This is a genomic window from Variovorax xiamenensis (assembly GCF_050916385.1).
Lineage (GTDB): Bacteria > Pseudomonadota > Gammaproteobacteria > Burkholderiales > Burkholderiaceae_C > Variovorax.
Window position 1 is genome coordinate 2,952,479 of record NZ_CP139038.1, and the last position, 15,440, is coordinate 2,967,918.

The following is a 15,440-nucleotide window of genomic DNA, read 5'->3' on the forward strand; positions in this document are numbered from 1 at the left end:
CGCTTCTTTGTGGTTTGCAGCGGCCCTAAGCCGTTGCGGTTCGGCTCCACACCGTGGAGCCCGGGTCTCGCCCTCGCGAGCCGGGCGCAATTATGTTCTGGGGTAAATACTCCTGCGATTACGCCTGTTAACACGGCGGCGACCGGGCGGCCGTGCGCTCGGGGAGCGGCATAGGCCGTCCGTCGAATGCACAGCGCCAGCGGCATTCCCTAGCATGGACGTGCCGCTCTTCCTTCCCTCCCTTTCTGCTTTCATTTCTCTTCCGGGCCCGTCGATGAAACAGTCTGCCCTCATGGTTTTTCTCGCCCGCCTTGCGGCAGGAGCGTTGCTCTCGACGGCCACCGGCTCCTTCGCCGCCGAGCCGGCCAAGGACAACCCCCTCGTCGGCCGCTACGAAGGCTCGGTGCTCGACGGTTACAAGGCCGCGGCCTACGACGAGGTCGGCCTCATCAAGGAGCCGCTCCAGAACTGGGGCGGCGGCAAGCCCGAGCTGCTCAAGGTCGAAGGAAAGGTGACGCTCTATCTATACAGGCTGCCCAAGGAGCGCTCGCTGCTGGAGGTGCAGCGCAACTACGAGTCCAGCCTCAAGGCCAAGGGCTTCGAGATCGTGTTCAGCTGCGGCACCGCCAATGCCTCGTGCTACAAGCCGCGCCCCGGAAGCGTGGACACCACCACGCCCTACGACTTCGCACTGGCCTTCGACGAGCCCGAGTGGCCCCGCCTGGGCAGTCGCGGAGACTACGCGCGCAACTATTTCGCCGTGAGCGGCCGCTACCTGCTGGCCAGGAAGACCGGGCCCGCCGGCTCCGTCTACGCGAGCATCGCGCTGGCCGAGCACAACGCCGACGTCGGCAACCACGCCTTCGTGCGGGTGGTGGAGAGCAAGGCGATGGAGGAGAACAAGATCGTGTTCCTCGACGCCACGGCCATGCAGAAGAGCCTGGCGGAGACGGGGCGCGTCAATCTATACGGCATCCTGTTCGACCTCGACAAGGACGTGATCCGCCCCGAGTCGCAGCCCACGCTCGACGAGATGACCAAGCTGATGCGCAGCAACCCGCCGCTGAAGCTGTCGGTGGTGGGCCATACCGACGCGCAGGGCGAAGCGAAGCACAACGACGACCTGTCGAAACGCCGGGCACTGGCGGTGATCGCCGTACTGGTGAAGGCCGGAGTGGACCCCCGCCGCTTCACCACGCGCGGCGCGGGCGCCTCGGAGCCGGTCGCGCCCAACGACAGCGAGGCCGGGCGGGCGAAGAACCGGCGGGTGGAGCTGATCCGGCTCTGAGCCCGGGCTCAGATGACAGGCACGCTCGCTTCCTTCAGCACGCGCAGCACGAAGTGCGACTTGCTGTGCCGGATGCCGGGGATCTTGTAGAGCTTCTCGCGCAGCAGCCGCTCGTAGTCGCGCGTATCGCGCACGGCGATGCGGATGTAGTAGTCGTAGTCGCCCGAGACGAGGTAGGCCTCCTGGATCTCGGGAATAGTGGCGAGCGTGCGGCCGAAGTCGTAGAGCGTCTCGTCGGTGTGGCTCTCGAGCGTGACCTGCACGATCACCGAGTCGTGGTAGCCGAGCTTGGCCGGGTCGACGTCGACCGTGTAGCGCTTGATGACGCCAGTGGCCTCCAGTTTCTTGATGCGCGTCCAGCAACTGGTGGGCGACAGGCCGACCTCGTTGCCGATTTCCTGCAGGGTCTTGCGCGAGTCGAGCAGGAGCACCCGCAGGATCGCCAGGTCGGTCTTGTCGAAAGATCCTTCGCTGTCGTTCGGGGTTTGCCGATTGGTTTTCATGAATCGAGCTTAAAGGGCCAAAAGAAAGATGCATATTCTGCGCCCGAAACGGAAGAATTGACGGCATGCGACTGCTCGACCTAACCCCCACGTCCTCCCCGTCTCTCCACCCTGACACGAAGCCGGCCCGCATCCGCAACGGCGCCGAAGCCCTGCTCGACACGCTGGTCGAGTGCGGCGTGGACACCATCTTCGGCTACCCGGGCGGCGCGGCGCTGCCGCTGTACGACGCGCTGCACGGCGAACCACGGCTGCGCCATGTGCTGGTGCGCCATGAGCAGGCCGCCGTGCACGCGGCCGAGGGCTATGCGCGCAGCACCGGCCGCGTGGGCGTGGTGCTGGTCACCTCGGGGCCGGGCGTGGGCAACACCATCACCGGGCTGCTGGACGCGATGAGCGATTCCGTGCCGGTGCTGTGCATCAGCGGGCAGGTCGCCACTGCCGTCATCGGTACGCAGGCGTTCCAGGAAAGCGACGCGCTGGGCATGTCGCGCCCGGTGACGAAGTGGAACCGCCAGGTGCGCGCCGCCGACGACGTGCCCGCGCTGGTTCGCCGCGCGCTGGAGATCGCATCGACCGGTCGACCCGGCCCCGTGCTGCTCGACGTGCCGAAGGACATCCAGCTCCAGCGCCTGGGCCATGCCTCAGAGCCCGCGCCGCTGCGCGCCCTGCGCACCAGCCGTACGGCGCTGCCGCCGAAGGCCATGGTGCAGCGCGCCGCCGATCTGCTCTCGACCGCGCGCCGTCCCGTCATCTACGGCGGCGGCGGGCTGGTCAACTCGGGGCCTGCGGCCTGCGAAGCCTTCACGAAGCTCGTGAACCTGATGCATGCGCCGTGCACGCTCACGCTGATGGGGCTGGGCGCATTCCCGGCATCGGACCCGAAGTTCATCGGCATGCTGGGCATGCACGGCATGCTCGAGGCCAACCTCGCGATGCATGAAGCCGACCTGGTGGTATGCGTCGGCGCGCGCTTCGACGACCGCGTGACCGGCAAGCTCGACGAGTTCTGCCCGCACGCCCGCAAGATCCACATCGACATCGATCCCGGCAGCATCAACAAGGTGGTGCGCGTGGACGTGCCGATGGTGGGCGACTGCGCGGCGATCCTCGAGAGCCTGCTGGCGTTGCTGCCGGCCGAAGGCTTCGCGCCGGAGCGGCTGGCGCCATGGTGGGCGCGCATCGAGCGCTGGCGCGACGTGGACTGCCTGGGCTTCGAGCCGAAGGCCGGTTCGATCCTGCCGCAGCAACTGATGTCGTCGCTGCAGCGTGCCATTGCCGGCCGCGACGCCATCGTGTCGACCGACGTGGGCCAGCACCAGATGTGGGCCGCGCAGTACCTGCGCTTCGACAGCCCGCGCCGCTGGCTCACCTCGGGCGGTGCGGGCACCATGGGCTACGGGCTGCCCGCCGCCATCGGCGCGCAGATCGGCCACCCCGGCGCACTGACCGTGTGCGTGAGCGGCGATGCATCGGTGCTGATGAACATCCAGGAGCTGTCCACTGCGGTGCAGCATCGCGTGCCGGTGAAACTGGTGCTGAGCAACAACGGCTACATGGGCATGGTGCGCCAGTGGCAGGAGCTGAACCACGGCAACCGCCTGAGCCACAGCTGGAACGAGGCGCTGCCCGACTTCGTGGCGCTGGCCAAGGCCTTCGGCTGGGGCGCGCGGCGGGTGTCCGATCCGGCGGAGCTGGAAGATGCGCTGGCCGAGTGCCTCGCGAGCGAGGGGCCGTTCTTCCTCGACGCGCAGGTGGAGGCGCAGGAGAACTGCTTCCCGATGATGCCCTCGGGGCACGGGCACCACCGTGTGATGCTGGCGAAGGACCGGTGGTACGAGGAGTCCTGAAGACAGGCCTCAGACGCTCTGCAGCCGCACGTCGTTCGCCGGGATGGCGCTGAGCTCGGCCCAGTCCATCTCTTCCTCGAGCTGGTGATAGGCGTCGTCCTCGATGCGGCCCGCGCGGCGCAGCGAATCCAGCGCCTGCCGCTGCGCGCGGATGGCCACGGCGCGCAGCCGGTCGTGCGCGGTCTTGGCCTGCGGCTGGCTCTGGTCCTGCGCCAGGACGCGCGCGGCGCGGTATTCGTCGCGCACCGCGTCGGCCTCGCGGCCGTCCTCGGCTTCGATGGCGGCGAGCGCCGCGTCCATCATCGCGGTGCGGGCGAGCGAGATTTCCTTGTCGAGCGAATCGTCGGGCTCGATCTTCAGAGCCCGGATCAGCGGCCCGATGGTGAAGCCCTGGATCACCAGCGTGCCCAGCACCACCGCGAACGCGCTGAGCACGATGAGGTCGCGCCCCGGAAAATCCGCCGGCAGCGCGAAGGCGGTGGCCAGCGTCACAAGCCCGCGCATGCCCGACCACCCGACCAGCAGGCTGATGCGCTTCGAGGGCAGTGGAACCTTGTGCCCCTGGGCGATCAGGCGCAGCTTGTACCGCCGCATGGCCGCGCCGTAGACGAGCACCCAGGCCACCCGCACCGCGATGACCAGCACCAGCACGAGGCCGGCGAACTCCAGCGCGTGCGCAAGCTGCGGCCCCGACAGCCGCGTGAGAATGCTGCGCGCCTGCAGCCCCATCAGGAAGAAGGCCAGCACGTTGAGCGTGAACACCACCGCGCCCCACACCGCATAGGAATGCACGCGGTCGCGCGGTGCATGGCGCTTCGGCGCGTACTGGCCCAGCGTCATGCCGAAGGCCACCACCGAGATGATGGGCGACAGGTGCAGCCGCTCGGCCACGATCCAGGCGCCGAAGGTCATCACGAACTGGAAGATGATGGCCGAGCGCGTGCCCGCGAAAAGCGGTGCGCCGAAATGCAGGTTGAGCTTGGCGAACGCGAAGCCGACCAGCGCACCTCCCGGCACCGCAACAAGCAGCATCGGCAGAGAACTCGACATGGGCACGTGCGCCGCGCCTGCCGCCGACACCGCCACGCCGAACACCAGCAGGGCCACCGCGTCGTTGAGCAGGCTCTCGCCGTTGATGATCGACAGCGTGCGCCGCGGAATGCGGAACTGCTGCATCACTGCCGCCGCGGCCACCGCGTCGGGCGGCGCGACGATGGCGCCGAGCGTGATCGCCGCGGCCAGCGGCAGCCCCGCGAAGGCCCAGCCGGCCCACGCGACCACCGCAGTGGTCAGCAGCACCGCCACCAGCACCAGCGAGACCAGCGACATCCAGTTGCGCCGCAGCTCGCGCGGCGAGGTGTCGAAGGCCGAGTCGAGCAGCGCGGGCGCGATGAAGAGCGCCAGCGCCAGATGCGGGTCGAGGTTGATGTGCGGCACCCATGGCATGGCGCCCAGGCACACGCCGGCCAGCGCCAGCATCGACGGGTAGGGCAGTGCGAGACGCCGCGAGAGCTGAAGCAGCAGGCAGGCGGCGACCAGCATGACGAGCACGTTCTCGAAGATGTCCATCGGGGCCTCGGTCTTGGTGTTGTTTGCCCCGAATACTAAGAGGTCGGGTCGCGCGCCCGATGAAAAAAGGGGCCACGGCGGGCCCCTTCATTTCCTGGTCGGTGCGTCAACGCATCAGGACTTGGCGAACGCCAGCAGGTCGGCGTTGAACTTGTCCTTGTGCGTGTCGGTCAGGCCGTGCGGCGCACCGGGGTAGACGATCAGCTTGTTGTTCTTCACCAGCTTGGCCGAGGCCAGGCCGGCGGCGCCGATCGGCACGATCTGGTCGTCGTCGCCGTGCACGATGAGCGTGGGCACGTCGAACTTCTTCAGGTCCTCGGTGAAGTCCGTTTCAGAGAAGGCCTTGATCGAGTCGTAGGTGTTCTTGTGGCCGCCCGTCATGCCCTGCGCCCACCACGAGTCGATGAGGCCCTGCGACACCTTCGCGCCGGGGCGGTTGAAGCCGAAGAAGGGGCCCGAGGGCACGTCCTTGTAGAACTGCGAGCGGTTCGCCAGCTGCGCTGCACGCAGGCCATCGAACACTTCGATGGGCAGGCCGCCGGGGTTGGCGGCGGTCTTCAGCATCAGCGGCGGCACGGCGGAGATCAGGGCCGCCTTGGCCACGCGCTTCGTGCCGTGGCGGCCGATGTAGCGCGCCACCTCGCCGCCGCCGGTCGAGAAACCGACCAGGATGGCGTTCTTCAGGTCCAGCGTCTCGATGACGGTGGCGAGGTCGTCGGCGTAGGTGTCCATGTCGTTGCCGTTCCACGGCTGGCTGGAGCGGCCGTGGCCGCGGCGGTCATGGGCCACGGTGCGGAAACCCTGCGATGCGAGGAAGAGCATCTGCGATTCCCAGCTGTCGGAGTTCAGCGGCCAGCCGTGGCTGAACACGACGGGCTGGCCGGTGCTGGGGCCCCAGTCCTTGTAGTAGAGCTCGGTGCCGTCCTTGGTGACGATGGTGTTCTTGCTCATGATCTGCTTTCCTTTTGAAGAGGCGTGGGCCGCGCCCGAATCGGGCGCGGCGGTGGAAGCGGCGGATGCCGCGCTGGAGAAGCCGGTGCCCACGAGGGCGCCGGCTGCGACGGAGGCTCCGCCCAGCAGCAGGCTGCGGCGGGTCGGAGCGGGGGAGACGAGGATCTGGGTGCGTTCTGCGGTCATGGTGCTTTTCTCTTGATGGCGGGTCGAGGGAGGGAATGGTGTACAAAAGATCGCATGAATTAATATCGCATGCGATGTATTTGCCTTGAAAAAACAGGAACGGCGAGGCGGCTGAGGCGCATCACGCGTTCCTGTCGAGGCTGGCGCGCAGGCCCAGCAGCTGGGTGCGCAGTTCGCCGATCTGTTCCGGGGACAACTCCATGGCCTGCGCGACGCAACCCGGCAGCCCTTGTGCCTTGGCGCGCAGTGCGCGTCCGCCTGCGGTGAGCGACACGATGACCTGCCGCTCGTCCTTGGGCGAACGCACGCGCTGGATGAGCCCGCGCGCCTCGAGCCGCTTGAGCAGCGGGGTGAGGGTGGTGGTTTCGAGCGCAAGGCGCGAGCAGATCTCGGAGACGTTGATCTCGTCCTTCTCCCACAGCACGAGCATGACGAGGTACTGCAGATAGGTCAGATCGAGATCGCGCAGCAGGCCGCGGTACACCTTGTTGAGGCTCAGCATCGTCGAGTAGACGGCGAAGCAGAGCTGCTCGTCCAGCGCCAGCGCATTGCTCGCGGGGGCTTCGGCGGAAGGGGCTGTGGCGCGCTTGGCAGGCATGGCGCGAATATTAGATCGCATGCGATCTAATGGCAAGCAATATTTCTGGGCCAGACGGATCGCTCAGTCCGGCAACTTGCGAAAGGCCCCCGGAGGCACGCCGAACCGGTCCCTGAAGCATCGGCTGAAATGGCTCGCATCGCCGAAGCCGCTGCGGTAGGCGATCTCCGAAACGCTGAGGTGATCCAGCCGCCGGTTCTGCAGCTCGTCCTTCGCACGCTCCAGGCGGCGCATCCGGAGGTACGCGCCGTATTGCGTGCGCTGCATCTCGAAGAGCCGATGCGTGAGCCGCCTCGAAATGCCGAGCTCCCGCGAGACCGCATCGACCGACAGTTCCGCATCGCCCAGGTGCGCCTCGATGAAGGCCACCAGCCGCTGCCAGCGGTCGCGCTCGCGGCGCTTGCCGTCGGCCGCGTCTTCGTCCACCGATTCGCAATAGGCCGCGGCCAGCAGCGAGACGAACGACTGCTCGGAGAAGTAAGCCAGCGCCGGCGCGGCCTGCGCAGTGCCCGGAAACACATGGCCCATGTGCGCACGAGCCGCCTGGGCCATGCGCGAATCCGCCTGTGCGATCGAGGGCACGAAGCGGTCGTGCAGGTCTGCGTAGATGCCGAAGAACCGCTCGGAGGGCACCCGCAGCACCACCAGCTTGCCGGGAGCGGTCAGCGTGCAGGCAGAGGGAAGCCGCGTGGTCCTGAACGTGATGTCGCCCTGGCGAAAGGGCATGCGGCGCCCGCCTTGTTCGATGGTGCCTTCGCCCTCGACGGCGATCATCGCGAGCACGTCGCCCGCGCCGCCGATCGAAGCCAGGGCGCTGTCATGGCGAACCGCGAGCGGCGTGGACGAGAAGCTGATCGCCAGCCCGCCGCCCACGAGCCGGCAGGCTTCGAGGCTCATGCGCGGATTGCTGTCCTGCACGCTGAGCTCGCCGGGATAGACCAGCGAATCGAGCGCGTTCGAGTAGCCCTGCACGTCGCCCGGATAGAACGGGCGGAAGCATGGCGCGAAGCTCAGGTCGGATGCTGCTGCTGTGTCGTGGTGCATGGATGGGACTCCTGCCGCTGGTCCGCACGCTCCGTGCCAGGCAGGTCCGGCGCACGCAGTCTAGGCGGCCGTCCGTCCCGCGGGAGCTAAGACTTTCCACTAGTTGGCACGCCGGATCAATGCGCGTGCACCCACGCGCAAGAGCAAAGCGCGGGCTGCTTCTTACATTGAATCCACCCCCCACGAATGCACAGGAGCCACCGAGTGAGCGACACCCGCACGACACCCCACGAAAGCCCCGCACCGTCCCTCGACGGCCTCAGCTACGGCAACTGGACCGAGGCCGAAAAGCTCGCGCTGAGCTGCCGCATCCTCGCGAAGGAAGGCCACTGCGAAACGCTGGCCGGCCAGATCACCGTGCGGCAGGCCGACGGCACCTTCTTGACCACGCCGCTCGCGCACGCCTTCGACGAGATCCGGCCGGATTCGGTCATGCGCATCGACGATTCGCTGCGCGTCCTCGAAGGCCGCGGCGTGCCCAATCCGGCGGTGCGCTTCCACCTGTGGGTCTACAAACGCAGGCCGGACGTGAACTGCGTGATCCACACGCACCCGCCGTACGTGTCGGCACTGTCGATGACCGGCGAGCCGCTGCAGATCGCGCACATGGACGCCACTCCCTTCTTCGACGACTGCGCCTTCCTGCCCGAGTGGCCCGGCCTGCCGATCGCCGACGTCGAGGGCGAGATCATCTCGGCCGCGCTGGGCGGCAAGCGCTGCGTGCTGCTTGCGAACCACGGCTTCCTGGCCGCCACGCCGACCATCGAGGAGTCGCTGTACATGTCGGTGCTCATCGAGCGCGCGGCGCGCAACCAGCTGATCGCGCAGTCGGCCTACGGTCGCCTCAAGCTGGTGGACCCGGCGCTGGCAAAGGAGTCGCACGACTTCCTGCTGCAGCGGAGCATCGTCAACGCCAGCTTCGCGATGTTCGCGCGGCAGATCACCGGGGAGCGCCCATGAACAGCATCGCCACCCCGCTGCAGGGCGCAGTGGAGAAGAAGCACCAGAGCGTGTGGAAGATCGGCGCAGCCACCATGGTCGGCACGGCCATCGAGGCCTTCGACTTCCTCGCCTACGGCACCGCCGCGGCGCTGGTGTTCAACAAGCTCTTCTTTCCCAACTTCGACCCCACCGTCGGCACGCTCGCGGCCTTCGGCACCTTCGCGAGCGGCATGCTCGCGCGGCCGCTGGGCGGCATCATCTTCGGGCACTACGGAGACAGGCTGGGCCGCAAGTCGATGCTCACGCTGAGCCTGCTGATGATGGGTATCTGCACGGTGCTGATAGGCCTGCTGCCGACCTACGAATCCATCGGCCTGTGGGCCGCGGTGCTGCTCGTGCTGCTGCGCATCGGGCAGGGCCTGTCGTTCGGAGGCGAACTCGGCGGTGCGATGCTGATGGCGGTGGAGCACGCGCCGCCCCGGTGGCGCTCGCTGGTGGGCAGCATGCCGCAGATGGGGGCACCCATCGGCGTGCTGCTGTCCTCCGGCGCCTTCGCGCTGGTCACGCAACTGCCCGAGGCGAGCTTCCTGAGCTGGGGTTGGCGGCTGCCTTTCCTCGCGAGCGCGGTGCTGATCGTGCTGGGCATCTTCATCCGCATGAAGGTGGACGAGTCGCCCGAGTTCATGCAGGTCAAGGTCCATCGCAAGACGGCGGTGCTCCCGGCGCGCGAGGTGGTGGTGGCGCACCTGAAGCCGCTGCTGCTGACCATCGGCGGCAAGCTGGCCGAGGTGACGCTGATCTACACGGTGCTGGTGTTCTCGATCTCGTACGCGACCAGCCGTCTGGGTTTCTCGCGCGCCGACGCGCTGCATGCGCTGATCGCCGGTTCTGCTGCGATGGTCGTCACCATCCCGGCCAGCGGCTGGCTCGCCGACAAGGTGGGCGCACGGCGGCTGTACGTGTTCGGCGGGCTGCTGCTGGCGCTCATGGCGGTGCCGCTTTTCCAGGCCATCGGCAGCGGATCGCTCACGGCCTACACGGTGGCGATGGTGCTGGCGCTGTCGCTCAACTACCCGCTGATGTTCGCGCCGCAGTCCAGCCTTTATGCGGCGCAGTTTCCGCCCGAGCTGCGCTACTCGGGCATCTCCATCGGCATCCAGTTCGCGGCGGCCATCGGCGGCGGGCTGGCGCCGATCATCGCGGCCACGCTGGTCGCGAAGTATTCGAGCATCGTGCCGGTGGGCGTGTACGTCGCGGTGCTGGGCGTGGTGGCGGCGGTGTCGGCCTGGCTGATGCGGCCGGCGGCGAATGAGTGATCGTCGCCGTCAGGAGTGCCCGTCCACCCGCATCTGGAACAGGAAGTAGGGCGGGATGCAGGCGCCGTGCCCCTCGGGCCGGCCCTCGGCCTGCGCGCAGATGTAGTCGTCGCGGCAGGCCTGTTGCGCCGAACAGCTGCGCAGGTTGCCGGGGCGCGTGTGCTTCGCCAGGCATTCGCCGAAAGGCTTGTTCGCCGCGAGGCAGCTGTTGAAGTCGCTGAGGATCGCGATGCCGCCGCAGGTGCCGCTCGGGTCCTTGGGATCGCAGGGGCCGGAGCACATGCCGCCCGGAAAACCGACAGAGGTTTTCTCGCACACCGAGGCCGCACCCTCGCAGGAGATGCGCGGCAGCTTCTCGGCCCGGTCCAGCCATGCATTGGCCGACTGCGTGATGCGCGTGGGCTCGCAGCGCGCGCCGACCGTTGCGCGCTCGCCGGCTGCGTCCGTCTCCAGAGGCTCGGCCAGCGGACGGAACGGATCGGGCCGTGGCGTGGAGAGCGCGGCCCGCACGTAGCTTTCGCGTCGCGCCAGTTCGTCCTGCACGTGCGGCGAGTGAGGCACCGCCAGCGCGTTGCCGGTGGTGAAGGTCCGCGAGGCACCGCGCCGGTCCACGCCGAGCAGGTGGAAGCCAGCGACCGCGCGGCTCTGGTGACAGCCCATGCAGCTCAGGTCGTCGAGGCGGCGCAGCACCGCTTGCGGCGACTGCAGCGTGCGGCTGCCGGGCACGGCCTGCCAGTCGCCGGGCGTGAAGATCTGCGCGAAAGGCCGGTTCGCCAGCCGCTCGAGTCCGCGCGGTGCGACCGAGACGGCCTCGGTGGCAAGGAACTTCTGCGGAATCTGCAGCGTGGCTTCATCCAATGCAAGGAGGTTGGCGGGCTGCTGCAGCCACTGCTGCAGTTCCTTGCGCAGCGGAGCGTTGGCCTTGAGCCTGGCGACATCGGGCGTGTTCTCCAGCGGCGCGACATCGAAGCGCTTGCCGCCAGCGTTCCAGCGGAAGGCGCGCAGCATGTATTCGGCATGGCCGCCCAGGTCGGGCCGCACTGCCGAGGGCCAGCGCACGCTCTGCAGGTTGGTCGTGACCTGCGCGATGCGCGCGTGCTCCAGCCGCTTCGGCGCGAGCGGGCCATCGGCCGATACCAGCCAGCGGCCCAGCGCCTCGTCCGTCATCGCGGCCTGCGGCGGTTGCCAGCGTTTCGCGGCAGCGGCGCAGCTTCCGTCGGCATCGGGCGCGTCGCCGCGCAGTTCGACGTTGACGGTCATCGGCAGGCGCGACTGCATCGCGGCCGTGCGATAGGCCAGCCGGTACACCAGCCTCGTCTCGCCGCATGCGCCGTTCTGGAAGGGTCGGCGGTCCATGCGGTTGGCCACGCCGACCAGCTCGAAGAAGGCATCGGGGCTCGCGAGCCAGCGCGCGTCGAAGAGCCGGTGCGGATAGCGCGAGATGCCCACGCCCGCCTGCCTGTCGCGCCGCTGGATGCCGGCAAGGCTGTCGCCCAGCGGCTCGGCGATGGAACGCCAGGCCGGCGCACGCATCAACGCCTGGTTGGCGGTGACGCCATCGGCGGACTGCGCCGTCTCGCCGTTCATCCAGTGCGCGAAGCCGGCGCCGGATTTCTCCGCGGCCTGCAGCGCGGCGGGCGACGTGACGAGCAGCACCGGCTCCGCGGCGTGCGCCACGGGCATGGCGAGCGCGAGTGTCAGTGCGAGGAGGGCGGCGGGGAGGATGGGTGGCACGCGAACGATTGTGCCGCCGTGCCACCCGCGATCACGCGAAAGCCCGTCCCGCTTCGGGCATTGCCTCGGCCGCATCCAGCGCCGCGAGCGGCCGTGGCGTGGCGGCGAGCAGCGCCTGCGTGTAGGCATGGCGCGGATCGTCGAACACCGCGTCGCGCGCGCCTTGCTCCACGATGCGCCCGCGCTCCATCACGATCACCCGGTCTGCGATCTGCTCCACCGCTGCAAGGTCGTGGCTGATGAAGAGGCATGCGAAGCCGTGGTGCTGCTGCAGGCTCTGGAAAAGCTTGAGCACCTGCGCCTGGATCGTCATGTCGAGCGCCGACACCGGCTCGTCGGCCACCACGAAGGCCGGGCGTCGCACCAGCGCGCGGGCGATCGCCACCCGCTGACGCTGGCCGCCCGAGAGCTCGTGCGGGTAGCGCGCGCCGAGGCCGTCCAGGCCGACCTCGTCCAGCGTTTCCTTCACGCGCCGCGTGCGGGCCGCCGCATCCAGCTCGGGCAGGTGCCTCAGCGGCTCGGCCACGATGTCCTGCACGCGCATGCGCGGGTCGAGCGAGGAGAACGGGTCCTGGAACACCAGCTGGCAGGCCAGCCTGAAGCGGTGCAGCGCCGCGCGGCCGGCGCTGCGCACGTCCTCGCCGCGGAACAGGATCTGCCCGCTCTGCGACGGCGCGAGCCGCAGGATGGCGCGCCCCAGCGTGGTCTTGCCCGAGCCGCTGCCGCCCACCAGCGCGACCATCTCGCCCGGGTGGATGTCGAGGTCGAGCGAGTCGATCACGCGAACGGGCGCGTGCCGCCTGAAGAAGCCGGCACGCGCGCCGGCGTAGCTCACGCTGAGGCCGCGCACCTGCACAAGCGGCTGGCGTTGCTCCGCGAGCCCGGCCTTGGCGGCCTGCCGGCGCGGCAGCGCGTCGACCAGCTTGCGGGTGTAGGGCTGCTTCGGCTCCAGCAGGATGCCGGGCACCTCGCCGGTCTCGACCAGCCTGCCTTTCTCCAGCACGATGGCGCGCTGCGCGTAGCATCCCACGAGGCCGAGGTTGTGCGTGATGAGCAGCACGGCGGTGCCGTTGTCGCGCGCCAGGCCCACCATCAGGTCGAGCACTTCGCGCTGGCTCAGCGTGTCGAGTGCGGTGGTCGGCTCGTCGGCGATCAGCAGGCGCGGCTTCAGCAGCATCACGCTGGCCAGCATGATGCGCTGGCGCATGCCGCCCGAAAACTCGTGCGGATAGGCATGCATGCAGCGCTCGGGGTCGGCGATCTGCACGCGGCGCAGCATGTCGACGATGCGCGCGCGAATCTCCTGCGCCGGCAGCTGCGTGTGCATGCGCAGGCCTTCGGCCATCTGCTCGCCGATGCGGTGCACCGGGTTGAGCGAGACCATCGGCTCCTGGAACACCATGCCGATGCCCGGGCCGCGAATGGGCCGCATGGCCTTCGCGTCGCGCGTGCTCAGGTCTTCGCCGTCGAACACGATGCGCCCGCCCGTCTGCGAGATGCCCGGCGGCAGCAGCTGCAGGATGGCGCGCGCGGCCATGGTCTTGCCGCTGCCCGATTCGCCCACCACCGCCAGGAATTCGCCGGCCTTCACGTCGAAGGACAGGTCGTGCACCAATAGCTGGGCGCCGTTGCGCAGTTCGATCTTCAGGTGCTCGACGGAGAGCACGGTCTGCTTCGCTGCAAGGTTCACGGCATTCATGACTTCTCCGTCCGCGGATCGAGCCGGTCGCGCAGCGATTCGCCCAGCAGGTTGATGCCCAGCAGCGTGAGCGCGATGCACAGGCCCGGCACCACGCACAGCCACACGGCCGAGGCCATGTAGGGCCGGGCGCTCGCGAGCATGTTGCCCCAGGTGGGCGCGGGCGGCGGCACGCCCAGGCCCAGGAAGCTCAGCGCGCTTTCCGACAGCAGCACCCAGCCGAACATGCTGGTGGCCAGCACCGCCACCGGCGCCATGCAGTTGGGCAGCACGTGGCGCCACATGGTGTAGAGCTCGCCGTTGCCGATCATCCGCGAGGCCTCGACGTACTCGCGCTCGCGCAGCGACAGCACCGTGCCGCGCACCACGCGCACCACCGAGGGCGCGTAGGCCATGCTCAGCGCCAGCACGATGCCCCACTTGTTGGCGCCGACGATCACCATCACGCCCAGCGCCAGCAGCAGGCCCGGAAAGGCCAGCAGCGTGTCGTTGAAGGCCATCAGCACGTGGTCGGTCCAGCCGCGCACGAAGCCAGCGACCACGCCGACCACCAGGCCCATGGCGGTGGCCAGCGTCACGGTGAGCAGCGCGACCAGGCAGCTGGTGGAAGCGCCCTGCATCGCGCGGCTGGCCACGTCGCGGCCGAACTCGTCGGTGCCCAGCCAGTGGGCGGCCGAGGGCGGCTGCAGCTTGGAGCGCAGGTCGATGCCCAGCGGGTTGTAGGGCGTCCACAGGGCGGCGGCCACGGCCACTGCCAGCAGCACCGCGATGAGCACGCCGCCGATGAGGGTATGGGTCTTGAACTTCGTCTTCACTGCACAGTGACCCGCGGGTCGAAGAGGGGGTAGCACATGTCGACGATCAGGTTGATCACGACGTAGATGCAGGCGGTGAACAGCAGGCAGCCCTGCAGCACCGGGTAGTCGCGCGCGAAGATCGAATCGATCATCAGGCGCCCCAGGCCAGGCAGGGTGAACACCGTCTCCAGCACCGCGATGCCGCTGAGCAGGTGCCCGAGGATCAGCCCGATCATGGTGAGCGTCGGGTTGAAGGCGTTGGGCAGCACGTGGCGGCGCAGCACCTGCGACTCGGGCACGCCCTTGGCGCGCGCATGCGTCACGTACTCCAGGCGAAGGATCTCGATGGTGCTGGCGCGCGACATGCGAGTGAGCACGCCGGTCTCCACCAGCAGCAGCGTCGCGACGGGCAGGATGACGTAGAGCACGCCCTGCGAGAAGTTCTCCGACATGGGCACGTAGCCCACCACCGGCAGCCAGCCCAGGTACTGGCCGAAGAACATCAGCAGCAGCAGGCCCAGCCAGAAGCTGGGCACCGAGAGCATCAGCGTGGCCGCGCCGATGATGGCGAGGTCGGTGGGCTTGTCCTTGCGCCAGGCGGCAACGAGCCCGGCGGGCACCGCGATCAGCGAGGCCAGGGCCACCGCGACCAGCACGATGACCGCGCTCACGTGAAAGCGCTCCCAGATCAGCGGCAGCACCGCCAGCCCGTTGGTGGTCGACACGCCCAGGTCGCCGGCCAGCGCGTGGCGCAGCCATACGAGGTACTGCACGGGCAGGGGCTGGTCCAGCCCCATCTGGTGGCGCATGAGTGCCAGCTGCGCGGGGTCGGCGCCTTCGCCCAGCATGAGCAGCACCGGGTCGCCCGGAATCAGCCGCATGAGGGTGAAGACGGCGATGGAAACCAGCAGCAGCGTCGGGATCGTCATCGCGATCCGGCGCAGGAGATAGGCGGGCATTGCT

At 68.7% G+C, this 15,440-nt stretch carries 13 protein-coding genes; 4 read left to right on the plus strand and 9 right to left on the minus strand.

Translation table 11 applies throughout. From position 1 onward, the window contains the following. The first annotated feature begins 274 nt into the window (after positions 1-274). Entirely contained in the window at positions 275-1,288 is a 1,014-nt protein-coding gene (locus SFB74_RS13200; RefSeq protein ID WP_432731248.1) for an OmpA family protein, read from the plus strand. Between the two features lie 8 nt (positions 1,289-1,296). Here the strand turns inward: SFB74_RS13200 and SFB74_RS13205 are convergent, their stop codons facing one another. Continuing rightward, positions 1,297-1,791: an Lrp/AsnC family transcriptional regulator gene (locus tag SFB74_RS13205; protein ID WP_432731250.1), complete on the minus strand. Its 495-nt coding sequence runs from the start codon at positions 1,789-1,791 to the stop codon at positions 1,297-1,299. 65 nt (positions 1,792-1,856) lie between these two features. Here SFB74_RS13205 and ilvB point away from each other — a divergent pair, with 65 nt between their 5' ends. Next, positions 1,857-3,641, plus strand: a complete 1,785-nt coding sequence (gene ilvB, locus SFB74_RS13210) for a biosynthetic-type acetolactate synthase large subunit (RefSeq protein ID WP_432731252.1) — start codon at positions 1,857-1,859, stop codon at positions 3,639-3,641. Positions 3,642-3,650: 9 nt separating this feature from the next. Here the strand turns inward: ilvB and SFB74_RS13215 are convergent, their stop codons facing one another. The 4 genes from SFB74_RS13215 to SFB74_RS13230 all read right to left on the minus strand — a co-directional run bounded on the left by SFB74_RS13215 (position 3,651) and on the right by SFB74_RS13230 (position 7,989). Continuing rightward, on the minus strand, positions 3,651-5,210 hold the full coding sequence (locus SFB74_RS13215) for a cation:proton antiporter (protein WP_432731253.1): 1,560 nt from the start codon (positions 5,208-5,210) through the stop codon (positions 3,651-3,653). 114 nt (positions 5,211-5,324) lie between these two features. Next, the gene (locus SFB74_RS13220) at positions 5,325-6,347 is read right to left on the minus strand and encodes an alpha/beta fold hydrolase (protein WP_432731254.1); all 1,023 of its coding nucleotides are present in this window, start codon (positions 6,345-6,347) and stop codon (positions 5,325-5,327) included. 121 nt (positions 6,348-6,468) lie between these two features. Next, positions 6,469-6,945 carry a MarR family winged helix-turn-helix transcriptional regulator gene (locus tag SFB74_RS13225; protein ID WP_432731255.1) on the minus strand — a complete coding sequence of 159 codons (477 nt, stop codon included), beginning with the start codon at positions 6,943-6,945 and terminating at the stop codon, positions 6,469-6,471. Between the two features lie 63 nt (positions 6,946-7,008). Continuing rightward, a complete protein-coding gene (locus tag SFB74_RS13230) occupies positions 7,009-7,989 on the minus strand; it encodes an AraC family transcriptional regulator (protein WP_432731257.1) in 981 nt (326 codons plus the stop codon). 204 nt (positions 7,990-8,193) lie between these two features. Between SFB74_RS13230 and SFB74_RS13235 the strand changes: the two genes are divergently transcribed. Continuing rightward, the gene (locus tag SFB74_RS13235) at positions 8,194-8,949 is read left to right on the plus strand and encodes an aldolase (protein ID WP_432731258.1); all 756 of its coding nucleotides are present in this window, start codon (positions 8,194-8,196) and stop codon (positions 8,947-8,949) included. Between the two features lie 74 nt (positions 8,950-9,023). Next, positions 9,024-10,247 carry an MFS transporter gene (locus SFB74_RS13240; RefSeq protein WP_432731933.1) on the plus strand — a complete coding sequence of 408 codons (1,224 nt, stop codon included), beginning with the start codon at positions 9,024-9,026 and terminating at the stop codon, positions 10,245-10,247. A gap of 9 nt (positions 10,248-10,256) precedes the next feature. Here SFB74_RS13240 and SFB74_RS13245 read toward each other — a convergent pair whose 3' ends face one another. Genes SFB74_RS13245 through SFB74_RS13260 form a run of 4 tightly spaced genes read right to left on the minus strand, consistent with a single transcriptional unit; the run spans position 10,257 to position 15,436 of the window. Further along, entirely contained in the window at positions 10,257-11,981 is a 1,725-nt protein-coding gene (locus SFB74_RS13245) for a hypothetical protein (protein WP_432731259.1), read from the minus strand. 31 nt (positions 11,982-12,012) lie between these two features. Next, positions 12,013-13,680, minus strand: a complete 1,668-nt coding sequence (locus SFB74_RS13250) for an ABC transporter ATP-binding protein (protein WP_432731261.1) — start codon at positions 13,678-13,680, stop codon at positions 12,013-12,015. Next, positions 13,677-14,495 carry an ABC transporter permease gene (locus SFB74_RS13255; RefSeq protein ID WP_432731262.1) on the minus strand — a complete coding sequence of 273 codons (819 nt, stop codon included), beginning with the start codon at positions 14,493-14,495 and terminating at the stop codon, positions 13,677-13,679. Before SFB74_RS13255 ends, SFB74_RS13250 begins: the two co-directional genes overlap by 4 nt. Beyond that, positions 14,492-15,436, minus strand: a complete 945-nt coding sequence (locus SFB74_RS13260) for an ABC transporter permease (protein ID WP_432731264.1) — start codon at positions 15,434-15,436, stop codon at positions 14,492-14,494. The genes SFB74_RS13255 and SFB74_RS13260 overlap by 4 nt, the downstream gene beginning before the upstream one ends. Positions 15,437-15,440 lie beyond the last annotated feature (4 nt).

Coding starts and splice junctions, on each gene's coding strand:
- SFB74_RS13250 (WP_432731261.1), bottom strand. CDS start 13,680: ATGAATGCCGTGAACCTTGCAGCGAAGCAGACCGTGCTCTCCGTCGAG.
- SFB74_RS13260 (WP_432731264.1), bottom strand. CDS start 15,436: ATGCCCGCCTATCTCCTGCGCCGGATCGCGATGACGATCCCGACGCTG.
- SFB74_RS13230 (WP_432731257.1), bottom strand. CDS start 7,989: ATGCACCACGACACAGCAGCAGCATCCGACCTGAGCTTCGCGCCATGC.
- SFB74_RS13220 (WP_432731254.1), bottom strand. CDS start 6,347: ATGACCGCAGAACGCACCCAGATCCTCGTCTCCCCCGCTCCGACCCGC.
- SFB74_RS13215 (WP_432731253.1), bottom strand. CDS start 5,210: ATGGACATCTTCGAGAACGTGCTCGTCATGCTGGTCGCCGCCTGCCTG.
- SFB74_RS13200 (WP_432731248.1), top strand. CDS start 275: ATGAAACAGTCTGCCCTCATGGTTTTTCTCGCCCGCCTTGCGGCAGGA.
- ilvB (WP_432731252.1), top strand. CDS start 1,857: ATGCGACTGCTCGACCTAACCCCCACGTCCTCCCCGTCTCTCCACCCT.
- SFB74_RS13205 (WP_432731250.1), bottom strand. CDS start 1,791: ATGAAAACCAATCGGCAAACCCCGAACGACAGCGAAGGATCTTTCGAC.
- SFB74_RS13240 (WP_432731933.1), top strand. CDS start 9,024: ATGGTCGGCACGGCCATCGAGGCCTTCGACTTCCTCGCCTACGGCACC.
- SFB74_RS13225 (WP_432731255.1), bottom strand. CDS start 6,945: ATGCCTGCCAAGCGCGCCACAGCCCCTTCCGCCGAAGCCCCCGCGAGC.